General features: G+C 38.7%; 20 protein-coding genes and 4 tRNA genes. 8 read left to right on the forward strand and 16 right to left on the reverse strand.

Annotation, left to right across the window (positions count from 1 at the left end; all coding sequences use genetic code 11):
* Window positions 1-8: 8 nt before the first annotated feature.
* From rsxB to A9479_RS06555, 7 genes are all read right to left on the reverse strand, one after another.
* Complete coding sequence (gene rsxB / locus A9479_RS06525) at window positions 9-563, reverse strand: electron transport complex subunit RsxB (RefSeq protein WP_013465282.1); 555 nt, start codon at window positions 561-563, stop codon at window positions 9-11.
* 1 nt (window position 564) lies between these two features.
* On the reverse strand, window positions 565-1146 hold the full coding sequence (rsxA, locus tag A9479_RS06530) for an electron transport complex subunit RsxA (protein ID WP_008115244.1): 582 nt from the start codon (window positions 1144-1146) through the stop codon (window positions 565-567).
* 245 nt (window positions 1147-1391) lie between these two features.
* On the reverse strand, window positions 1392-3335 hold the full coding sequence (locus A9479_RS06535) for a GGDEF domain-containing protein (RefSeq protein WP_064662977.1): 1944 nt from the start codon (window positions 3333-3335) through the stop codon (window positions 1392-1394).
* 173 nt (window positions 3336-3508) lie between these two features.
* A tRNA-Asn gene (locus A9479_RS06540) sits at window positions 3509-3585 on the reverse strand.
* A gap of 23 nt (window positions 3586-3608) precedes the next feature.
* A tRNA-Asn gene (locus A9479_RS06545) sits at window positions 3609-3685 on the reverse strand.
* Between the two features lie 21 nt (window positions 3686-3706).
* Window positions 3707-3783: transfer RNA gene (locus tag A9479_RS06550), tRNA-Asn, on the reverse strand.
* Window positions 3784-3804: 21 nt separating this feature from the next.
* Window positions 3805-3881, reverse strand: a tRNA-Asn gene (locus tag A9479_RS06555).
* Between the two features lie 1038 nt (window positions 3882-4919).
* Here A9479_RS06555 and A9479_RS06560 point away from each other — a divergent pair.
* From A9479_RS06560 to A9479_RS06580, 5 genes are all read left to right on the forward strand, one after another.
* Window positions 4920-6299 carry an MATE family efflux transporter gene (locus tag A9479_RS06560; RefSeq protein WP_033104422.1) on the forward strand — a complete coding sequence of 460 codons (1380 nt, stop codon included), beginning with the start codon at window positions 4920-4922 and terminating at the stop codon, window positions 6297-6299.
* On the forward strand, window positions 6296-8290 hold the full coding sequence (uvrB, locus tag A9479_RS06565) for an excinuclease ABC subunit UvrB (protein ID WP_064662978.1): 1995 nt from the start codon (window positions 6296-6298) through the stop codon (window positions 8288-8290). Before A9479_RS06560 ends, uvrB begins: the two co-directional genes overlap by 4 nt.
* Window positions 8291-9220, forward strand: a complete 930-nt coding sequence (locus A9479_RS06570; RefSeq protein WP_064662979.1) for a class I SAM-dependent methyltransferase — start codon at window positions 8291-8293, stop codon at window positions 9218-9220.
* A gap of 8 nt (window positions 9221-9228) precedes the next feature.
* Window positions 9229-9894 (forward strand): tRNA (adenine(22)-N(1))-methyltransferase TrmK, encoded by a 666-nt coding sequence (locus A9479_RS06575; RefSeq protein WP_064662980.1) that lies wholly within the window; start codon window positions 9229-9231, stop codon window positions 9892-9894.
* Window positions 9895-9988: 94 nt separating this feature from the next.
* On the forward strand, window positions 9989-11002 hold the full coding sequence (locus tag A9479_RS06580) for a hypothetical protein (RefSeq protein WP_013465275.1): 1014 nt from the start codon (window positions 9989-9991) through the stop codon (window positions 11000-11002).
* Window positions 11003-11013: 11 nt separating this feature from the next.
* Here A9479_RS06580 and A9479_RS06585 read toward each other — a convergent pair whose 3' ends face one another.
* On the reverse strand, window positions 11014-11256 hold the full coding sequence (locus tag A9479_RS06585; RefSeq protein WP_013465274.1) for a hypothetical protein: 243 nt from the start codon (window positions 11254-11256) through the stop codon (window positions 11014-11016).
* A gap of 165 nt (window positions 11257-11421) precedes the next feature.
* Between A9479_RS06585 and A9479_RS06590 the strand changes: the two genes are divergently transcribed.
* Window positions 11422-11871: an isoprenylcysteine carboxylmethyltransferase family protein gene (locus tag A9479_RS06590; protein WP_013465273.1), complete on the forward strand. Its 450-nt coding sequence runs from the start codon at window positions 11422-11424 to the stop codon at window positions 11869-11871.
* A 58-nt stretch (window positions 11872-11929) separates the two neighbouring features.
* Here the strand turns inward: A9479_RS06590 and queC are convergent, their stop codons facing one another.
* On the reverse strand, window positions 11930-12586 hold the full coding sequence (gene queC / locus A9479_RS06595) for a 7-cyano-7-deazaguanine synthase QueC (RefSeq protein WP_013465272.1): 657 nt from the start codon (window positions 12584-12586) through the stop codon (window positions 11930-11932).
* A gap of 145 nt (window positions 12587-12731) precedes the next feature.
* On the opposite strand from queC, the gene queE reads away from it, so the two are divergent.
* Window positions 12732-13397, forward strand: coding sequence for a 7-carboxy-7-deazaguanine synthase QueE (gene queE / locus A9479_RS06600; protein ID WP_036954123.1), 666 nt, complete (start codon window positions 12732-12734; stop codon window positions 13395-13397).
* A gap of 107 nt (window positions 13398-13504) precedes the next feature.
* On the opposite strand, the gene A9479_RS06605 is transcribed toward queE, so the two are convergent.
* The 4 genes from A9479_RS06605 to A9479_RS06620 are packed head-to-tail and all read right to left on the reverse strand — an operon-like array spanning window position 13505 to window position 15244.
* Entirely contained in the window at window positions 13505-13777 is a 273-nt protein-coding gene (locus A9479_RS06605) for a hypothetical protein (protein ID WP_036954102.1), read from the reverse strand.
* A 15-nt stretch (window positions 13778-13792) separates the two neighbouring features.
* Window positions 13793-14095 carry a hypothetical protein gene (locus tag A9479_RS06610; protein ID WP_064662981.1) on the reverse strand — a complete coding sequence of 101 codons (303 nt, stop codon included), beginning with the start codon at window positions 14093-14095 and terminating at the stop codon, window positions 13793-13795.
* A gap of 21 nt (window positions 14096-14116) precedes the next feature.
* Entirely contained in the window at window positions 14117-14506 is a 390-nt protein-coding gene (locus A9479_RS06615; RefSeq protein WP_064662982.1) for a hypothetical protein, read from the reverse strand.
* A 57-nt stretch (window positions 14507-14563) separates the two neighbouring features.
* Window positions 14564-15244, reverse strand: coding sequence for a hypothetical protein (locus A9479_RS06620; RefSeq protein WP_064662983.1), 681 nt, complete (start codon window positions 15242-15244; stop codon window positions 14564-14566).
* 433 nt (window positions 15245-15677) lie between these two features.
* Here A9479_RS06620 and A9479_RS06630 point away from each other — a divergent pair, with 433 nt between their 5' ends.
* Entirely contained in the window at window positions 15678-17156 is a 1479-nt protein-coding gene (locus A9479_RS06630; protein ID WP_064662985.1) for an ABC transporter substrate-binding protein, read from the forward strand.
* A gap of 133 nt (window positions 17157-17289) precedes the next feature.
* Here the strand turns inward: A9479_RS06630 and A9479_RS06635 are convergent, their stop codons facing one another.
* The 3 genes from A9479_RS06635 to A9479_RS06645 all read right to left on the reverse strand — a co-directional run bounded on the left by A9479_RS06635 (window position 17290) and on the right by A9479_RS06645 (window position 18934).
* Window positions 17290-17736, reverse strand: coding sequence for a hypothetical protein (locus A9479_RS06635; protein WP_064662986.1), 447 nt, complete (start codon window positions 17734-17736; stop codon window positions 17290-17292).
* Between the two features lie 174 nt (window positions 17737-17910).
* Window positions 17911-18390, reverse strand: a complete 480-nt coding sequence (gene bcp / locus A9479_RS06640) for a thioredoxin-dependent thiol peroxidase (protein ID WP_024601114.1) — start codon at window positions 18388-18390, stop codon at window positions 17911-17913.
* A gap of 10 nt (window positions 18391-18400) precedes the next feature.
* Window positions 18401-18934 (reverse strand): glycine cleavage system protein R, encoded by a 534-nt coding sequence (locus A9479_RS06645; RefSeq protein ID WP_013465263.1) that lies wholly within the window; start codon window positions 18932-18934, stop codon window positions 18401-18403.
* Window positions 18935-19077 lie beyond the last annotated feature (143 nt).

The raw sequence follows: 19077 nt of genomic DNA on the forward strand, positions 1-19077 counted from the left end.
TCAAACCTCTAATCTATTTGGGTAACAGGAATAGCGTCTAATTGCCATTTCCAGGTTTGTTTTGTTGGTGCAACAGGTAGCATGTCAATACAATCGACCGGACAAGGTTCAACGCACAAATCGCAGCCAGTGCATTCGTCAATTAGAACGGTATGCATTTGACGTGTTGCACCCACAATGGCATCAACAGGGCAGGCTTGAATACATTTAGTACAGCCAATACATTCATCTTCGCGGATATACGCCACTGTTTTAACCGGATCTGCTTGTTCGCCGCCAGCGAGGGGTTTAGCCTCAACCCCCATTAAATCAGCTAGCTTTTTAACGGTCGCTTCACCACCTGGAGGACATTTATTTATTTCATCGCCATTGGCAATGGCTTCTGCATAAGGACGACAGCCCGGGTAACCACATTGGCCGCATTGTGTTTGCGGTAAAATGGTGTCGATTTGTTCTACAACAGGATTACCTTCAACTCGAAAGCGTACTGCTGCAAACCCTAAAATTAATCCGAAAATTAACGCCAGCAAACCCAGCGCTATTAAAGCGTACAACAAGGTCATATTAAAACTTCACTAATCCAGTAAAACCCATGAAGGCCATTGACATTAAACCTGCCGTTATCATTGCGATTGAGGCACCTTTAAATGGGGTTGGTACGTCTGCTGCGGCTAAACGTTCGCGCAATGCAGCAAATAAAACCAATACTAATGAAAAACCCACCGCAGCACCAAAGCCATAAACGGCCGATTGTAAAAACGTGTGATCTTCTTTGATATTTAATAAAGCAACACCCAATACCGCACAGTTAGTGGTTATTAAAGGTAAAAATATTCCCAGTAACCGGTAAAGCGTTGGACTGGTTTTTCTGACAACCATTTCAGTAAATTGTACAACAACAGCTATCACTAAAATAAAGCTCATTGTTTTCAGATAGGTAATATCCAATGGTAATAAAATATACTCATTTACTAAATAGCTTGTCACAGAGGCAAGCGTTAGCACAAAGGTAGTTGCCAAAGACATACCTATGGCTGTGTCAAGTTTCCCAGACACACCCATAAACGGGCAAAGGCCTAAAAATTGTACTAATACAAAGTTGTTGACTAACACTGTTCCAATTAATAACAAGACGTATTCTGTCATGTGTGCCTCACGCTAATAAAATCCCGTGTATTATCCTTTTTTCTACTGTGATTAACAACACGTTGAGTGATTATCAGTTAAATAAACAACGTTAAATAATGGGCTAATTGTAAAGGGTTAAAATCAAGGGACATTGCAATTAAAAAACTGTCAGCATTTTAACGGCTGAAAATTCATAAAAGCACACTTTAGAACGTAAAAAAGAGCATACATGCTCTTTTTTTACGTTAATTGGAGTAGAGGCGTTAGATGTCTTTGGGCTTTTCAATGTAGTAACCTTGAACACCATCTAGGCATAACGTTTCTACAATGTGTTTTTCTTCTTGGCTTTCAACGCCCTCAGCAAAAACACTGACACCAATTCGGTGAGCAAGGTCGACCATTAAACGCATAAAGTACTGATTATTTTTATCATCCTCTAAGCCTCGGGTATAACTTGCATCCATTTTAATAAAGTCTGGTTTTAAATCTCTGAAAAACTTAAATGATGTGAGTCCTACACCAAAGCGTTCAACAGTAATTCTGGCTCCAACGCGATGCACCATATCAATAAAACGTTTGCTTGCTTTAATGTTTTGTTGCAGACCAAATTCACTCACCTCAAAAATTAACTTAGAAGCAATATGGGTATCTTTAAGCAAACGACGCTCTAACCAAATCATAAATTGGTCACTGTGCGCACTTGAAGGGGTGATATTTAAGCCAAAGTATTTTTCAGATAAATTACTCGATTTTATTCTTTCTAATGACGATTCTATAATTAACTTATCAATTTCTATTGCCATATCGAGTTTTTCGGCCATTGCTAAAAATGAAGCGGTAGGCAAAGCTTGATTTTCTTCTGTTTTGAAGCGGGCTTGAATTTCAGCATAGGCTTTAATGCTTTTACCTAATGGCATAATATTTTGGATCACTAAATGGACGCTTTTAGACTCGATCACTTCGTTAATCACTTTACGCCAGTTTTGATTACCAAACCCTGCGCTCACATTATTAACAAGATCAGTATCGCGCTGCACATGCCACGCATTAGCTTGCTTAGATTGCGCCATACTCATTGCGTTATCAACGATAGAGAGCAACTCACCTAAAGGTTTGGCTTTTTCGTAACCCACAATACCTGTGTTTGCAACCGAGCTAAGCTCTTGGTTTTGCATGTATTGAGTAAAGCGAGATTGTAAGTTTTCACCAAATTTTTCAGCTTCTTTTAACGGGGTATTCGGCAATATAATTATAAAGTCAGAGCTGTTTACTCTAAAAACTTGACTGCCGGAATAGGTGCCACTGATATTTACTATGATATCTGCAACCGACTTAATGTACTCATCACCTTTTTGATAGCCTCGACTTTGATTAATTGACTGTAACTCACTACAGCGGACAAGTGCTAAAGAGCCAAATGTGCTTATTTCGGTGTTTTCTATATTTTTTTCGTAGTAATCAACAAACATATTGCGATTACCTAATTCAGTAACACCGTCTTTGTAGGCTTCACGTTTAATATCGTGGGCTGCATTTTTTATATTGTCGTTTTTACTTTTTAAAAAGTGTGATAAACGATTAAAGCTAGGAATTAAACTTTTCCCCAACTTAGCTAACTCAGGTGAATCAATTTTAGTTGCAAAATCATCACCTAGTTGGTTTTGATTAATATATACATCAATAACATCAGCAACGTCCGTACATATATTGTCGTTAATGTGCTTAACAATGGTTTTCATCAATATAATAGGTATTAGGGCGAGTAGGGTGCTAACAATTAAAATAACAAAAAACGCGGTTTGAAACTGCTCACCCAAGTGAGTAATGTTTAATTTAAATTCAATTTTTATATCGGCGTTATTATTTGTGACGTACTGAGGACGTACTGAGTTGCTACTAGATTGAATAAGCTCAGCAATAAAAGGTAATTGCACTGCATTGTTAACCGAAAATACTTCAACGCCTTGATAGTCACGTAAAACAAAATTTGAAAAGGTTTCACTAGTTGCAAGCGTGTTTTTAAGATTTTCTGCTGATATATCTGTCGCAGAGAGATTTTTAATGTATTGCTCAACGGTCGCTTGTGCATTTTTTTGAGCATTGCCGATGGCATTATCAAAATTTTGGCTAATAAAATAACTACCAGCGGACACAAGTACCAGCCAAGCTAACAGTTGTATAAGAATAAGTTTTTTGAAAGCTGCCATTATTTAATCTTTTTATGTCAAATGGGGGAGGACACAACCTCATGATTATTAAACTAATTATAGCTCGATATCAATAGTTATCAAATGGTTAGTTTTTTAAGCAAAAAAGTTTTTATTTTAAAAGAAGAATGGTAGAGCAAATTGGAGGGTATGTCTATGTGATTGTAGTAAATTGGCTCCCCCTCCCCGACTCGAACGGGGGACCTGCGGATTAACAGTCCGTCGCTCTAACCAACTGAGCTAAGGGGGAACTAAAATATACTTTTTATGACTTGGCTCCCCCTCCCCGACTCGAACGGGGGACCTGCGGATTAACAGTCCGTCGCTCTAACCAACTGAGCTAAGGGGGAACTACATCATAAACATAAACTTGGCTCCCCCTCCCCGACTCGAACGGGGGACCTGCGGATTAACAGTCCGTCGCTCTAACCAACTGAGCTAAGGGGGAATCGTTTATGGCTGAAAAACTTGGCTCCCCCTCCCCGACTCGAACGGGGGACCTGCGGATTAACAGTCCGTCGCTCTAACCAACTGAGCTAAGGGGGAAGCGTCTTGCCTTTCAACGGGGCGAAATATTAATGACCGCATAGCAAAGTGTCAACATATAAAAGATCATAAATTCAAAAAAGAGGTCTATTCGTTGTTTTTATGTGCAATCTGCGCGTTTTGTAACACTATTTAAGTAAAGCGCAGTGATATTGTTTTATAAAAACAGGGTAATATTTGCATGAAGTTTGTAATTTGAGCTAATAAAGTGATGAGTAAAATTTAAGAAAACGGCTTTTAATAGCAAAAACGCGTTCTATTTCCTGTATTTTTATAAAGCGATAATTAACTTATTTAAAATAAATGGCTCCTTTTTATTTTGGTACGTTAAAACGATTGAACTAAATGCCTATTAGTTACGTAAACTAAAACTAGCGCTAAAACATAATATAAATTTTGACCGCACCAATAACGTTTTGTACAAAAATAAAACAATCAATGAGTTAGCTACCTGTTTGAGTGTGCTACTCACTGTTATTAGTCTAAGAAAAAATCACCTTCATACACATAACAGGGGCATGCAATGCTGTTTGCATATTGGTAACGGAAAAAACCAAATGATCAGACAATCTAGCACCCGGTTGTAGCCCTTTATAAACGTGGGGTTGATTGAGTTATCCACGGTTTCTGTGGATAACTCTGTTTATGAAACTTTAAGAACATCAGCACCCCCAGCATTGTAGGGCGCTACAACGATTTCAAGTATTTAAAAGCTTTTTTTTTATACATTTAAAAACAATAGCTTACGATTCAGCTAAGTTACTCACTTAATCGATAAATAAAATTTTTCGTGACGATAAAACACAGTCTCTGACTGTGTGATAAATCAACAAAACCTAAAAAATAAATGTTGCAAAAGTTACATAAATGTATTTTATTTGGTTTTTAGTGTGTTAGCGCAAAATTTGTTTACAAAGGCATAAAAATAACAGTTTGTAGATTAAACGTTTAATTAATTGTTTAGATTTAATAAAGCATGGCTTGAACAGCTCGGATGCTTTAAAATATGCCGTTCAGTAAAAGAGGCTTATTTATTTTATGCGCGCACATTCTCAATCACATACTCGCCCTGATTTACTCACCGCCCCAATCTTGCCTACATTAAAGAAAATGACCATTCCGATGATCTTTGGGATGATCACCCTAATGATGTTCAACATAGTTGATACTTTTTTCATTAGCTTATTGGGTACTGAGCCGCTTGCTGCAGTGAGCTTTACATTTCCCGTCACTTTTACCGTTATTAGTTTAGCGATTGGTTTAGGCATAGGTACCTCAGCGGTAATAGCAAAAGCATTAGGCAGTAACAATATTGAAGAAGCGCGTTTTGATGCCAGTATATCGTTGTTGATTGCGGTGGTATTAGTGTTGGTTTTATCTACGTGTGGCTATTTATTGATTGATCCTATTTTTACTTTACTCGGAGCTGGGGAGCAAGTATTACCGCTCATTCATGAATATATCAGTATTTGGTTTTTAGGCAGTGTATTTTTAATTACCCCGATGATTGGTAATTCTGTACTGCGTGCCAGTGGCGATACTAAAACACCGAGTATTATTATGGGTGGAGCGGGGCTTATCAATGCGGTACTCGATCCTGTACTTATTTTTGGTTTTGGCCCCATTCCTGCGTTTGGCATTAAAGGAGCCGCCATCGCCAGTGTTATAGCATGGGCAGTTGCTGTGGCAATTATTTTATACTTATTAATTGCTAAAAAGCGCTTATTGAGTTTAAAAGCAGGGTCGCAAACGGTTATTGGAGCTATTCGTAAAATATTAAAAATAGGCTTACCCGCAGCAGGTGCTAACATGCTAACACCGGTTGCTATGGCAGTAATGACAGCATTGGTTGCACATCATGGTCCAGAGGCTGTGGCTGCTTTTGGAGTAGGGAGTCGAATAGAATCAATAGCGAGTTTGGTGGTATTAGCATTATCGATGACTTTGCCACCTTTTATTAGTCAAAACTTTGGAGCCAGTCATTTTTCTCGCGTAAAGGATGCCTACCTAGGAACCTTAAAATTTGTGATGTTATGGCAGTTTGTTATTTATATTTTATTAATTATGTTCTCAGGCGTCATCAGTGAAATATTTGGTAAGGAGCAAGCGGTTGTTGATGTCATCAAGCTGTTTATTTATACCATTCCATTAAGTTATGGTTTGCAAGGAGTGATCATTTTATCCAACTCCTCGTTTAACGCTTTACACAAACCCATGAACGCCTTAGTTTTGAGCGTCATTCGGTTATTTATTTTTTATGTTCCCTTTGCGTATATCGGGAATGAACTGGCAGGTTTAATCGGCTTGTTTATTGGCGCGGCCATTGGTAATTTATTCACAGCCCTTGTAGCCTATAAGTGGTTTATGAAAGAAATTGAAGCGTTAAGCAGTCAAGCATTACAGGAGTGTAGTCATTGAGCGATCATTTTCAGTTAGAATCAAAATTTAAACCCGCTGGGGATCAGCCTACCGCTATCGCTCAGTTGTGCGAAGGTTTAGAAGCAGGGCTTGCTCATCAAACCTTATTGGGCGCAACAGGGACGGGAAAAACCTTCACGATGGCTAACATCATTAGTGATTTAAATCGCCCCACTATTATTATGGCGCACAATAAAACCTTAGCGGCGCAATTATACGGCGAGATGAAAGAATTTTTCCCGCATAATGCGGTTGAGTACTTTGTATCTTACTACGATTACTACCAACCAGAAGCCTACGTGGTAGCCAGTGACACCTTTATTGAAAAAGATGCATCCATCAATGAACATATTGAGCAAATGCGGCTCAGCGCCACTAAAGCGCTGTTAGAGCGTCGCGATACCATAATCGTTGCGTCGGTATCGGCGATTTATGGTCTGGGCGATCCTGATTCATACATGAAAATGATGCTGCTTTTAAAAGTGGGCGAAAAAGTCGACCAGCGCGATATGCTGCGCCGCCTTGCAGAGCTGCAATACACCCGTAACGATATTGATTTTAGTCGTGGTACATATCGTGTTCGCGGCGAAGTGGTGGATATATTTCCCGCTGAATCAGATACCTATGCAGTACGTGTAGAAATGTTTGATGATGAAGTTGAACGCCTAAGTATTTTTGACCCCCTCACTGGTGCTGTTGAAAAACATATAGTGCGTGCAACTATTTACCCTAAAACTCACTATGTAACGCCACGAGAAAAAATACTCGAAGCCATCGAAAAAATAAAAGTTGAGCTTAAAGAGCGCAGGGCACAATTACTCAGCGCTAATAAATTAGTTGAAGAGCAACGTATTGCGCAGCGTACACAATACGACATAGAAATGATGACCGAACTTGGTTATTGCTCAGGCATTGAAAACTACAGTCGTTACTTATCGGGGCGCACACCTGGCGATCCACCGCCGACATTACTTGATTATTTACCCGACGATGCATTAATGATTATTGATGAATCGCACGTAACTGTCTCGCAAATTGGCGCTATGTATAAAGGCGATAGAAGTCGTAAAGAAAACCTCGTTGAATACGGTTTTAGAATGCCCTCGGCCATGGATAACCGTCCACTGCGTTTTGAAGAATTTGAAGCCATTGCACCGCAAACTATTTATGTGTCGGCCACACCGGGTGATTTTGAATTAGAGCGCAGCAATGGCGAGGTTGCTGAACAAGTTATTCGTCCAACCGGCTTACTTGATCCATTAATAGAAGTGCGTCCGGTTGGCGATCAGGTTGATGACTTACTCTCAGAAATTTATAAAAGTGTTGAAAAAGGCGAGCGCGTGTTAGTAACAACACTGACCAAACGCATGGCTGAGGATTTAACCGACTACCTGAGTGAGCACAATGTAAAAGTACGCTACTTGCACTCTGACATAGACACCGTAGAGCGGGTTGAAATTATTCGTGATTTACGAGCCGGTGTGTTTGATGTGTTAGTAGGCATTAACTTACTACGTGAAGGCTTAGATATGCCAGAAGTGGCACTAGTTGCTATTTTAGATGCCGATAAAGAGGGCTTTTTACGTTCAGCTCGCTCGCTTATTCAAACCATAGGCCGTGCTGCGCGCCACCTTGATGGTCGTGCTATTTTATACGGTGATAGAATCACTAAGTCGATGGCCAAAGCCATTGATGAAACCCAGCGACGCCGCGATATACAGCATGCTTATAATGTTAAGCACGGTATTGAGCCTAAAGCACTGATCAAAAAGATACTCGATGTAATGGATGTAGGTGAAGATGCTTCACCGCAAGATAACTTACAGCTTATTCGTAAAGAGTCTAAAAAAATTCTTAGTGCGAAAGAAATTGCCACGCAAATTAAGCAGATTGAAACCAAAATGCATGCCTACGCCAGTGATTTAGAATTTGAAAAAGCCGCCTCTGTACGCGATGAAATACATGAACTACAACAACAGTTGATTAATTAAATGACAATCGATTTTACTCCTCTTATTAATGCATTAGCAGACACGCCTTTTGCAGATAACGAATTATGCCGCGTATTTCATGGTCGCGGCCACAGCGTAGAAGCGCTAAGCCATATTAACTTAGACTTTTATCCACCGAGTTTGTTTTTGGTGTCATACAGTGAAATTGATGAGGTAACACTCACTACGCTCACCGATACGTTATGGCAGTGGGCACAACAACATCATCCAGAGCTAATTACTGCATTGGTGTATCAGCAGCGAGCGGGGCTGCAAAGCCATAACACCCTTGTTCACGGGCAATTGCCCGCGCGCCATAGCGTAGCCGAAAATGGTGTGCGTTTTTTGGTTGATTTAATGAGTAAGCAAAACACCGGTATTTTTCCAGATATGCGAAAAGGCCGTGAGTTTGTCATGCAAAATAGTAAACATGCCAAAGTACTTAACCTGTTTTCTTATACTTGTGGTTTTTCGGTAGCGGCTATGCACGGCGGTGCCGATCATGTGATGAACATGGATATGAGCAAAGGCGTGTTAAAAGTCGGTAAGCAAAACCATCAATTAAACAATGTTGATAGGGGCGTCAGTTTTTTACCGCATGATATTTTAAAGTCGTTTGGTAAGCTAAAAAAAGCCGTACCGTTTGATTTAATTATTGTTGATCCACCCAGCTTTCAAAAAGGCAGTTTTATATTAACAAAAGACTACCAAAAAGTGCTGCGCAGACTTCCTGAGCTTTTAAACGATACTACACAGCTGTTGTTATGCGCTAATAGCCCAGAGCTTTCAGAAAACGACTTTAAAGCACTTATTCAAGAACATACTCAAGGTGCTATTGAGTTTGTTAAACGCCTAGAACCGACTGATCGCTTTATTGAAATTGATAGCGATAAAAGCTTAAAAGCATTGGTGTACAAAACAAAAACATAGTGAGTTAAATGAAACTGAGTAAACGTTTAAACGCCATCAATTCATTAATTACAGAGCCTTACGATATTGTTTGGGATTGTTGCTGCGATCATGGCTTTTTAGGGATGGCGTTACTTGAGCGCGGTATAGCAAAACATATAAATTTTGTGGATATTATTCCAACGTTAATGGAAGCGCTCGAACAGTCGCTGCAACAATTTGAGCAAGGTAAATTTTTACCTTCATGGCAAGTGCGCTGCGAAGATGTTGCGCAAATTAAATTGCCAACAGCTGCAAAGCAAGTGGTGGTTATTGCTGGTGTGGGGGGCGATTTATGTTTAAAGCTTATTGAACAAATTATTGCCAACAACCCGCAAAGCTTGCACCAACTCAGTTTTATTATTTGCCCCATTCAGCATCTTTACAAAGTGCGTGCAGGTTTAAATGCCTGTAATTTAAAGCTCGAAAACGAGCAAATTATTGTTGAAAACAAACGTTTTTACGAAGTATTACACGTTAGTGTAAATGCCAGCCAAACACTCACTCAAACCGGTGCTCAAATGTGGGATAAACACAATCCACAACATCATCAATATCAGCAGCAATTGATTAACCATTATACTCGAATGCTCAATAAAGATAGACTTTACTATCAAAAAGTTATAACAGAGTATCAACGAGTATTTGAATGCTAAATACTCCTGTCAGTGTGATCGGTTTTTGTGATTAACTACGTAAAGTGCTTCATAGTTAATATCCTGCCATCAGGCGGATTTATTTGGTTTATATATGTCAGATAAAAATATAAAAATTGAGCCATTATTAGGCGATGGGCAAAAGTGGCAACACAGTTACGAGCAACCGATTTCGTATGCACCGTTAGTGCAATTGGCCAATAATAATTGGATTGTTCCCCAGCATTTTTTACGTTACAAACATACGCTAGCCAGCGTTAATGAAGTGCTTAACGACATTAGTTTTTCTACTCACTTTAGTGTGTTAGCTGCAGAAAAAAACAGTGATATTTATCTGCAAGTGGCGGTACTTAGTCCAGATAATTACCGTGCTGAGAACAAAGCAAAAAAGTTACTGTTTGGTCGTCGCTGGCCAGTAGAGCAAAATTTGCCAACCTCAGAGCTTATTCAAACAGCATTTTTAGCATTGAAAGTGGCACGCGAGCATGAAGTAAGAGAGCTTTTTCAGCTGCAGCATCAAGGCGCAACCAGCACGCCGTTTAATAATCATCATGATTTACCTGTTATGGCGCAAAACCCTGAGCTTGTTAAAAGCACATCGTTTAAAAATATTCCATTGAACGACCTGATAGAGCGCCTGGTGTTTGCGGATAATAAAATTGCGCTAATTAACTGCCAAGCCATAATCACCGGCGAGCAGGTGTATACGGTTAAACTTCATTGCGATAGTTGTCAGCTAAGCGAATTTAATAATAAAACTTTGTCATTTTTAGCACCTGATGCAACAACCAACAGCTTTTTACATAGCTTTATTGCCGCACTGGTTGCTGTAAGTAACGAGTATGTGAGTGAGCATTTTAAATACCAAGGCTTTGCGCGCTTTAGTAAAGATGTACACGCAGAGCAGGTCGGGGAGCTAAGCATTGCCATGCGTTCACCAAGTTCAGTTAGTTTATGTTCTATGGGTAAGCAAGAGGCGAATCAGTTAAACTTTGAAATAGACAGCGGCAGGGCACCCCAAGGGTGTGGACAAGCCATTGGCGGGTTTTTAGCTGCCCATGGTATAGAGCAGCCAGAAAATGCACATTTATACCCTAATTATTTATAACTAAGGTACAGCTATAGTTTGTTTATTTCTTGTTTTACGCTATAGCTTGAGTCGGTAACAATGGCTTCAAGTGTTTGTACTCGCTGTTTGAGTTCAGTCACTTGCGCGGTTACTTCTGCTAGTTGCTTATGAGCATCTTGATTGTTGTCTTGAACTTTATGTTTAAACTCAAGGTGCTTTTTATACATATCGTAAATAACCCCCGAACCTACAGAAATAAGTACAATGAGAACTATCATTGTTGTGCCAGACATAATTACTTCCTTTAATTTTATTTTAAGTTTAAATTATAACCATAATTAAGCGCCGATAAAGCTAATTAATTGTAACTTTATTTGTATTTATAAAGTCATTGTTATTATTTGTGCCGCCACCATATAGTAACCATGTAGTTTTTTTAATCGATACAAGGAATAGGTATGTTAAATAATAAAATTCCACCGGTTGTCGTTGTGGTATTTTTCGCTGCTGTTATGGCACTGATTGCGCATTACACAGTAATAGACTTTACCGCCTTCATAACTTACCTAGCATTAGGATTAGTCGCTATAGGTTGTTTCTTTTGTATTGCTGGGGTCGTCAGTTTTCGTTTAGCCAAAACCACGGTACTACCAAATAAACCTGAGCAAGCAACAAGCTTAGTTACCTCAGGGGTATATAAACTCTCACGTAACCCTATGTATTTAGGCTTTGCTTTTATACTGGCGGGGTGGGGCGTGTGGCTAAGCTCTATTTGGGCTTTTTTAGGTATTGTGGGCTACGTTGGTTATTTAACGCTGTTTCAAATCATTCCCGAAGAGCGGGCGTTACATCAGTTATTTGGTGAGCAATTTGAGGATTACAAATCGCGGGTAAAACGCTGGCTTTAATGTTTTTTCATACTATAAGGCTACCCTTGGTAGCCTTATAGTGTGCTTATTTTAAACTTTACTCGTATTCAAGCGGGTCGGTTACGTTGTTCAGCTCAAAGGCTTCTAAACGTTCTTGGCAAGCGCCACATTTGCCACAGGCCTTATCACGACCGTTATAACAGGTCCATGTTTGGCTGTAGTCTAATCCCATTTTAATACCATCGGTTAAAATATCGATTTTAGTATTATTTAAATACGGGCTAAAAATTTCTACCGCATCGTAATTAGCAATACGACACACATCATCCATCTTTTTAACAAACTCAGGGCGGCAATCTGGGTAAATAGCATGATCGCCCGAATGCGCACCGTAATATACTTTGCTTGCTTTAAGCGACACCGCATAACCTACCGCTAAAGAAAGTAAAATCATGTTGCGATTAGGCACAATGGTGCTTTTCATGCTTTCTTCTTCGTAATGGCCTTCTGGCACATCAATATCGTCTGTTAACGACGAACCACCAATAAGCTGATTAATTGCCGATATATCAACAATTTTGTGCGGTACATTTAGCTTTTCACATACGCTGGCGGCGACTTTAAGTTCTTTGACATGACGCTGACCATAATCAAACGAGAGGGCATAAACATCATGGCCTTGCTGCAGGGCTTTATTTAATACAGTAAATGAGTCCATACCGCCGGAATAAATAACAACTACTTTTTGCGTCATACGTGGTTTGCTCTTTAGTTTTGATAGAGGTTTATATCAGGGCGCGATATACTACACGGCCAAGGCATAAATGACAATTTTTGCACCGTGCTTTGTGATTTCTAATAGTAACAATTTTGCCGTCAGGTTGTAAGTGAGATTTCTTTTGTACAAAATTAATGAAGTGTTTGAAACCATTCAAGGTGAAGCGAGTTTTACTGGTACGCCGTCTATTTTTTTACGCCTGCAAGGTTGCCCTGTGGGATGTTCATGGTGCGACACAAAGCAAACCTGGGATGTTGATAACGTATATAAAGTATCACTTGATGACACGGTAGAAAAAAAAGCCGACTCAGATCATTGGGCCGAGGCCAGTGCAGCGCAGGTACTTGAGTTATTTAAATCCCGTGGCTATACCGCCAAGCATGTTGTTATAACCGGTGGCGAACCTTGCATGTATGATTTGAACCCAGTATGTAATTTACTGCATGATCATGGCTTTAGCACACAAATAGAAACCAGTGGCACCTTCGAAATACTCGCCCCTGCACAAACGTGGGTCACGGTATCGCCAAAAATTAATATGCGCGGTGGTTACAAAGTATTGAGCAGTGCTATGCAACGCGCCGATGAAATTAAACACCCGGTTGCTATGCAAAAACACGTAGAAGAACTGGAAGAGCTATTTACCGCCACCGGCGTAAACCCAAAACTGGTATATTTGCAGCCAATCAGCCAAAAAACCTCAGCCACTAAATTAGCCATTGATACTTGTATCGTCAAAAACTGGCGCTTATCAATTCAAGTACATAAGTATTTGGGGATTAGTTAAAGAGCAGCTGTAAGCTGCTCTGCGTTAAGTTATATTACGTAGATACAAGGTTGGGTTATAAACCCAACCTAACTAAACAAATTTCAACTCATAAAGTTAAGCTGGCTTTAAATATAATTTTCATCAATAAACTGACACCACAGCTGTGTATTTAATTCTGGTACATTTGGCTTATCTCTAATACCGAGTTTAAACATGATCACAGAGCGCCATTCTAAAGAGCCAATGTCTGGCCCATGTCCATAACCGTCACCGGTATTAATTTGCTGTTCAACATAGTTAAACCATGCCTCAGAGCACGGCGAATATTGTTCATCTTTTTGCGCAACACTACTGCATCCAGCAATAAGGAGTAATAAAGGGGCCATTAATAGTTTCATATTTTACCTATGTGTTTATTTTGCTAATCGCTGCTGTGTTAAGTTTAAACGCTTATCTGAGCTGTATACTTGCAACCTTTCATCGTCCGTAATTAAAAATGCATCCATTTCTACAGATATTAAAGCAGATATGGGGAAAATCTCTAAAATACCAAGGTCAGCAAGTTTAGCTGAAAGAAGTGCCGTTTTGCCATTAGCAATAAAAGTAGAATGTTGATCACGAAAATCGCCATCAACATATAGTTTTGCACCACCAAACCATGAGTTAACAATTTTAATTTTATGACCCTTAACTGTGAATTCGAACTCTTTTCTCATTTTCAAACTCCATTATGGTTGTTATGTTTTTTCTTTAAACTCAACAGGTACTTCAATTTCAATGCCGCAACCTTTTCCATAGCTAAAAATAAATGCATACTTTTCGCCATTAAGAGGTTTAGCAATAAACCAAGCTTTTGTCTTTCCTTCTTCTTTGACCACAGTTGTTGGTATGGCAAATAGTGGGTCATCTTGCTCACCTACTGCAACCCAAACAAAATTAAACATCTCTTCTTTAATTTTCTCTGGTAAATATACTGTAACGGAAAATGAACTATTATTTTTCTGTACACTTACATTAAATAAATGATTGTATTTTAAGTTCCATGCTGCAACTTGATCATCAGTTTGAATGCATGATGCAGCAGAAGAGCCAAATCTAAACAGATATAATAAAAATAAACATCGCATTATCGATTTACCTAAAACCAATAGTTATTTCTCCTGATTAGTTGCTTGTTAGGTGCATTATGATTCTATTTCAGCTTCTGACTTAATAAGCTCCGAGATCTTAGATAAATCGAATTCATCGTGAGGAATAATTTCAATTTTATCAGTAAACTTTGATGACATGGATTTAAGATTTTTGGCTAGGAAATGATCCCACTCATATAAGAGTTCGAGGATGTCTGCCTTTACAAAATGATCTTCACCATTTGTATTTGACGAATAGCCTTCAACAGAACCATTTAATAGTGCATGTCGGTCGAGAATATAAGAACGTCTATCAGAGCTATATCCTGTGTTTACGGTGTGTGAAGCGTAATACGTCCTAAATAGAAAGATTGGTAACTGGTCCGCCTCACTCTTTGAAAATGGTATTTTTAATTTAGAAGATAGTGCTATTAAAGCTTGTAGCTGAAGATAACAGGCATTGAATATTCCGTACATGCGTAAGTATGCTTCACCAAATTTTTCGTTTCTCGATTCATGTATATTGATTCCATGATTGTAGAAGTCATCCTTAGCTAGTTGAGTATCTTCGAGCAGATACAAAGAATCTATTACAAATCCATAGTCACGGATATTGTCTAATTCGAGTATTGAAATAATTTGAGAATTAAAATCATCAGAGATGTTTATTGAGCATAAGCTTAAAACTTCTAGCATTATTTTAATGCGTAAATCAATTAAATTAATATTGCTCATTCGCTTGATATTTACTCCTTGCACCTTACTATTTTCTAGTCCGCGCGTCGCGCAGGTTTCTACTATGTCACGCTCATTTATTTAATTTATATAGTTTTAACAAATTACCTAAGATATTACTATCACAAACTTTTCTATGACTTTTAAGCAAAGCTAATACTAAAAAACGTTGTTATTGAGCAGCGCTTTTGTTTTTATTTTGTTGAACCTTGAACCTTGAACCTTGAACCTTGAACCTTGAACCTTGAACCTTGAACCTTGAACCTTGAACCTTGAACCTTGAACCTTGAACCTTGAACCTTGAACCTTGAACCTTGAACCTTGAACCTTGAACCTTGAACCTTGAACCTTGAACCTTTTTAAAGTACCAAACTAACACCTAAGTTTGCAAAGTGCACTGGTGGTGCATATATTAAACTAAGTGATTGGGAGAATGCGCTTGGTTAAATACCTACTACTGTTGTTTGTTTTTTCTTATGTTTTTATAAACTCGGCTTTTGCTACTGTAAAAGTGGGCGTGACTCACTGGGTTGATTACACTAATCCGGATGAAACAGGCGTTTATATTGAATTATTAAAAGAAGTTTATGCGGATGAACAGCTCGAGTTCGATTTTAGTACTTACAAACGAATCACCAATTTATTTGAACAAAAACAATATGATATTGTTGTTGGTGTTGCTAAAGAGGATATTCCTTTAGCTTATTATCCTAATTGGTATTTAGACTACGATTACCCAATTAATGCGTATTTTGTAGATTCTGCTCATAAGTTTAATAAACTGTCTGATTTAAACAACAAAGTATTAAGCTGGCTTGATGGCTACAATTTCGATAAGTTTATTGAATACCCACACGATTATTACCCGGCTTCTACTATTGAAAACGCAGTGGCACTGCTACTCAATAAACGCATAGATGCTTTCGTTGATTTTGACTACAACATTCCCAAAGAGTACAAATCAAAGCTTAATTATGTAGAGGTTGTGCCAGCAAGGCCTATTTATTTAGCCTTTTCGAATAATGAAAAAGGGAAAGCCTTGGCGAGAAAATTTGACCAAACAATGCCAAAATTAAAATCATCGGGACGGTTGCAGGCATTATATAAATCAGATTATGAAAATACGCGTTTTGCAGAGTTTGACGCAAATAAAACAAAAATCGTATTAAGTAGTAACGATGAGTCTTTGCTACGACTGAACTCAGTTACCGAAGGAAAATCACTCGACGCGCAGCTTTATAAGTTAATTTTGGCTGAAATGCGAGATTACAGAATTGAGTTTGTAAAAGCGCCAGATACCAATGCGGAGGTGCAATTTGGCATTAGTCATTGTTTTGCCAATAAAATTAACACGTCAGAACGAGCAAGCCGCTATTTAATATCAAAGCCGTTCTCTTTGTATCTCGCACCGCGACTTTATTCTCCAAATAGCTTGGCTCAATTTAAACATATAAAAAATTTAGACGAGTTGGTGTCACAAAGTGAATTAAGGTTGGGGTTATCAAAATTCAGAATATTCTCCGAAGACATTATGTCTCTACTTGAAGAGGTAGATAAAACAAAAATAAAACCAGCTCCCACTAATATATTCTCTAGATTACAACAATTAGCGAAGTTGCAAGAGTTTGATGCGTCTATTGAATACCCCAGCGATGTAGCCACGTATTGGCACGATATAACAGACGCTGATATTCACTCCTTTGATTTGAAATTAAAAACATCGTTTACTGTTGGGCATTTAATGTGTGAGCGCAGTGAAGAAAATATAAAATTTATGCAGGACTTTAATAATACACTCTCAAAATTAATTCAAAGCGATGAGTATAAAGCGCTTATCTACCACTTTGCGGCAGACTTACCTGCTGAACAGTTTAATAAAATTTATCAGCAAGCACTGTTAGATGAAGAGTGAGAACGCAAACACAACGTGGTTTTTTAACCGCTAGGGTAGGCATATTTATCATTGAAATAATAAGCCTATGATAAAAATAAAGCCGCCTTTGTAAGGTAGATTTGTATAAGGCTGAATACTTGGCTCTGAAAATTCAAACAATGGCACTAACAAGTGCACCTGCGTCAGTAATACCGGCGTCTTTCATGGCTTGGCTAATCATTTGTACCAGCGCGACTACTTGAGATTGTGTTGATGAAACAATATTTGCCTGTGCTTCAATTTGTGCTTGTATGACCTCGTCTTCCGGATCGAATTGAGCTTGTAATTGAGTGAGTTGTTCTTTTTGTTCTTCAAGCTGCTGTTTTAGCTCTTTAAGTTGCTCTATCATTTTTGCGATATATTCAGGCATTTCTGAATTTGTTGCTTTTTCAGCGTTTTGCTCAGCCTCTTTTCCTGAGAGCTTATTACGCTCTCTGTCTGATAATTGATAATCAGTGTTGTCCTGATTTTTTGTTGTGTCTTTTGTTTGTTGTGTAATATTTGTTTTTTCGGCTGTAATTTTAATGTCAAAGGCTGAGTGTTTATTTAGCTGTATCACGATTTATTATCCATAATGTTATTCGTTACTAATTTAACTATCGGCAGGAATGCTAAAGTACTAAAGCGATAAATACAAAAAAGCGTTGCCCTTGAGCAACGCTTTTATTTTATCTTGTTTAGCCTTTAGCCTTTAGCCTTTAGCCTTTAGCCTTTAGCCTTTAGCCTTTAGCCTTTATTCAGCTGCTAAATAATCTAATACCACTTGGTGGTGATCTTTGGTTTTGAATTTATCAAACAAGTGTTTAATTTTACCGTCTTGGCCTACTAAGAAAGTGAGGCGGTGGATACCGTCGTACTCTTTGCCCATAAACTTTTTATAGCCCCACACCCCAAATGCCTCAGCAATGGCATGATCTTCATCTGAGAGTAGGTCAAAGTTAAGCTCTTTTTTTGTTTCAAAGTTTTTAAGACGCTTAATCGGATCTGGGCTTATGCCAACAACATGGGTGTTAAATTTAGCAAGCTCGGCTTGTTGGTCACGCAGGTTTTCGGCTTGTACGGTACAGCCAGGCGTTGACGCCTTAGGGTAAAAGTACACCAGTACTTGTTTTTCTTTTAATAACTCGCTGAGCACGACGGTTTCATCATTTTGGTTTTGTAAGCTAAAAGCCGGTGCTGTGTCGCCACTTTGTAATGGGGTAATTTTGTTCATGCTAAACTCCTTAGCGAATACGTCGAAAGATGTAATCTACGTTTAAAACGTGCGAAAGGTTTTCAAAACTAATTTTAAATTGGTCAATATCAACATCAACGGGAATATTAAATTCAAGTTCACAACGCATTTTTAGCTCAGTTTCTTCTTCGTAGGTGTCTGACTTTAATGAGCAAATATTAATATTATTATCTGCAAAAAAACGCGTTACTTTACTTAATGTGCCAGGGGTGTCTATGCCGGTATATTCTAAGGTATAGCCTGCACAAAACTCGCTTTGATTATGGCTTGAAGTACGCTTCATCATAGTGAGCAGGCCAAGCTCCATGCCTTTGGTCGGTAATGTATGCTCTATGCGGCTAATGGCTGACATATCACCGCTAAGTAGCATAATAAAGGTGAATTCGTTGCCTAAAATTGCAATACGGCTATCTATAATATTACAGTGGCAATCGCTTACGAGTTGCGTAAGTTCACTGACGATGCCCGATCTATCCTCGCCAATTGCGGTTAAAACAATTTGATGATTTGAAAATGCAGTCATGGGTTTTAAAGTACCTAAGTTACTTGGATGAAAACAACCGACTTGGCAACAAAAAAATAAACACGTAGCGTTGCACGGCGGCAAAGTTTAACACAAAACCCGCGTTAAACTATAGCAGCGGTTAATTTTAGGCGGTTAATAGT

Source organism: Pseudoalteromonas sp. MQS005 (assembly GCF_001661605.1).
Classification (GTDB): Bacteria; Pseudomonadota; Gammaproteobacteria; order Enterobacterales; family Alteromonadaceae; genus Pseudoalteromonas; species Pseudoalteromonas tetraodonis.